Raw genomic sequence first — 3,330 nt, forward strand, 5'->3', positions numbered from 1 at the left:
ATGATGCGCAGCTTGAAGCGCTCCTTCAGCGCCAGATTGGCCTCGACGTGATCCATGTGATGATGCGTGGTCAGGATCGTCGTCGGCGTCCAGCCGGTGCGCTTTATCGCTGCCAGGATAGGCGCTTCCTCGGGCGCGTCGATGATCGCGGTCTGGCCGCTTTTGGGATCATGCACCAGCACGCCGAAATTGTCGCTGCGGCACATGAACTGTTCGATTTCGACCGGCATCGCATCTCTCCGTTTATGGCCGCAGACATAGGGCGCCGGCGCGTGGATGTCATCCCGGATGTCGAATGACATCTCGGAATGTCGGGTCGTCGCGGCCTTTTGTTGAAACCCGCCGATATCACGGCTACATCCCTGCCATGCATTCCGACATCGTCGATCTTCGCTCCTTCTATTCGACAACGCTCGGCCGGTTCGCCGAGCGTTCGATCACCATGGCGTTGTCGTCGATATGGGCGGTCGTGCCCAACGAGCGGCTGGTTGGTCTGGGTTACACCTTGCCCTGGCTGGAGCGGTTCGGCACCGATGCCGAGCGGGTCTTTGCCTTCATGCCGGCAACGCAAGGCGCGGTGGTGTGGCCGGCGACAGGGCCGACGGCGACGGCACTGGTCTTCGACGAGGAACTGCCGCTGGTCGATTCCTGCATCGACCGCATGCTGCTCGTCCATTCGCTCGAACATGTCGAGAACCCGCGTGAGACGCTGAACGAGATCTGGCGCGTGCTGTCGCCGGCTGGCCGGGTGGTCATCGTCGTGCCCAACCGGCGCGGTGTCTGGGCGCGCTTCGAGCACACCCCATTCGGCAATGGCCGGCCCTTTTCGCGCGGCCAGCTCACCGAATTGCTGCGCGAGGCCAATTTTACGCCCGCCGCCTGGTCCGATGCGCTGTTCTTTCCGCCGTCGAAGCGCCGTTTCATGATGCGCTTCCACAATGTGCTGGAGCGCGCCGGCCGGCGGCTGTGGCCGATCTTTTCCGGCGTCATCGTCGTCGAGGCGCAGAAACGGCTCTATCAAGGCGTGCCCGTCGTCCAGCGCGCCTCGCGCCGCGTCTTCGTGCCGGTGCTGTCGCCGCATGGCGCCACCCGGCTTGGCCGTCGCAAAGCCGATGCCAAGCCCTCGGCTGCGCGGGTGACGGCTTCGTGATCACGGCAAACGTGCCTGACCTCGTTTCCCTGCCTATCTGTCGCAAGCGGACCGACAGCCCATCCGGCAGCCCATACAAACGCCTGTCAAGTTTCTCCATCCGGTTTCAGCACTGACGCAAGGACCTCGGCCATGGCTGATCAACCGGACAATGCCGCCGCCGTTCATCCGGTTGCCGTGGCGGTTGAAGCCAGCAGCCTGCGCGATCAGGTGGCGACGATCCGGCGGGCACTGGCGCGATCGCCGGTTCGCAAATGGTTGCTGTGGACATCGGTCGGCATCATGGCCGTGATCATCGCAACGTCGATCGGCCAGGTTCTGCTCAACCGCTGGAACCAGCCTTTCTACGATGCGCTTTCGCGCCGCGACATGGCGGCCTTCCTGCACCAGCTCCTCGTCTTCGCGATGATCGCCGGCGGGCTGCTGGTGCTCAATATCGGCCAGACCTGGCTCAACCAGATGATCAGGCTCAAACTGCGCGAGGCGCTGACGCTGGATCTGATCGATCAGTGGATGCGGCCGGCGCGCGCCTTCCGGTTGGCCAATGCCGGCGCCATCGGCGTCAATCCCGACCAGCGCATGCAGCAGGACGCCGCGCATCTGTCCGACCTGTCAACCGATCTCGGCGTCGGGCTGCTGCAGTCGTGCATTCTGCTCGTGTCCTTCGTCGGGGTGCTGTGGGAGCTGTCCTCGGGCTTCGTGTTCCACATCGGCGGGACCTCGCTGGCCATACCGGGCTACATGGTCTGGGCCGCTATCCTTTACGCCGGCATCGCCTCCTGGCTGAGCTGGCTGGTCGGGCGCCCGCTCATCCGCCTGAACAGCGACCGCTATACACGCGAAGCCGAGCTGCGCTCCTCGATGGTGCGCGTCAACGAGAACGTCGATGCCATTGCGTTGTATCACGGCGAGGCCGACGCAAGGCGGCGGCTCGAACTCGATCTCGGCACGGTGCTGGGCGCCATGCGGCGCATCTACACCGCCCAGATCAACCTGTCCTGGGTGACCGACACCTATGGCTGGATCACCGTCGTGGCGCCCATACTGGTCGCTTCGCCGGTCTATTTCTCAGGTGATATCAGCTTTGGCGGGCTGATGATGGCGGTCGGCGCCTTCAACCAGGTCCACTCTTCCTTGCGCTGGTTCATCAACAACATCGGCAGCATCGCCGATTGGCGCGCCACGCTGATGCGCGTGGCCGATTTCCGCATCGCGCTCGATGAAACCGATGCGCTGCATGACACGGAAAAGCGCATTGCCTTCGGCCAAAACGTCAATGGCAGCCTGACTTTCGAGAAGCTCGAAGTGACCTCGCCGGAGGGTTGCACCAGACTCGCCGATCCGCATGTCGAAATCCGCCCCGGCGAGCGCGTCATGATCACCGGCGACCCCGGTGCGGGCAAGACGCTGTTCTTTCGTGCCATTGCCGGCCTGTGGCCATGGGGAAGCGGCCGGATCGGCCTGCCGTCGGGAGAAACCCCCATATTCGTGCCGCGCGTGCCTTATTTTCCGGTCGGCACGTTGCGCGAAGTCCTCGATCACCCGAACGGGCCCGCGCCGGCGAACGATGCCGACATTTCGGCGGTGCTGGCCGAGGTCGGTCTGGGACGGCTATCCTCATCGCTCGACCGTGCCGGGCGTTGGGACCATGAGTTGGGCGATGACGAACAACGCTCGCTGGCCTTCGCCAGGCTCGCGTTGCGGCAGCCGAAATGGGTGATCATCGATGAGGCGCTGGATGCGTTCGACGGCCCATCGCTAAGACGCGTGCTGTCGATGCTCGAGAAGCGTTTGCCGGGGACAGCGATCCTCAACATCGGGCGCGGCCAGCACAACAACCACTTCTTCCCGCGCGCGTTGACGATCGTCAAGGATTCCGGTGCGCCAGCCCTGAAGCCCGCCCGCGTCAGGGCCGGCGCGATAGAACCGCCGCCAGTCGCCGCCCGCCGCAAGAAATGAGCTGATATCCGAGCGAGGGAAGCAGAGCTTTATTTTGCCGCGATCGCGAGGGAAGCTCTTCGGGAGAACAACCCTGGCGACGGCCATGCTTGATGCTCTTCGCCTGCTTGCCTGTCTTGCCTGCGCCCAGGCTGCCCCGATGGCCTCGCCGCCGGATGCGCTCGCCGTCGACGTCGAGCTGGTGCTGGCGGTCGACATCTCGCTGTCGATGGACGAGAAGG

At 64.3% G+C, this 3,330-nt stretch carries 3 protein-coding genes; 2 read left to right on the plus strand and 1 reads right to left on the minus strand.

Annotated elements, in window-relative coordinates; translation table 11 throughout:
* Positions 1-230, minus strand: a 230-nt coding sequence (locus tag EN893_RS25170) for an MBL fold metallo-hydrolase (protein ID WP_128361853.1), incomplete at its 3' end; no start/stop codon positions are given.
* 137 nt (positions 231-367) lie between these two features.
* On the opposite strand from EN893_RS25170, the gene EN893_RS25175 reads away from it, so the two are divergent.
* Positions 368-1,150 (plus strand): methyltransferase domain-containing protein, encoded by a 783-nt coding sequence (locus tag EN893_RS25175; RefSeq protein WP_127268371.1) that lies wholly within the window; start codon positions 368-370, stop codon positions 1,148-1,150.
* Positions 1,151-1,282: 132 nt separating this feature from the next.
* Positions 1,283-3,109 (plus strand): ABC transporter ATP-binding protein/permease, encoded by a 1,827-nt coding sequence (locus EN893_RS25180; RefSeq protein WP_127268372.1) that lies wholly within the window; start codon positions 1,283-1,285, stop codon positions 3,107-3,109.
* The last annotated feature ends 221 nt before the right edge of the window (positions 3,110-3,330 follow it).

Source organism: Mesorhizobium sp. M7A.F.Ca.CA.004.04.2.1 (assembly GCF_004022825.1).
In the GTDB taxonomy this organism is placed as follows: domain Bacteria; phylum Pseudomonadota; class Alphaproteobacteria; order Rhizobiales; family Rhizobiaceae; genus Mesorhizobium.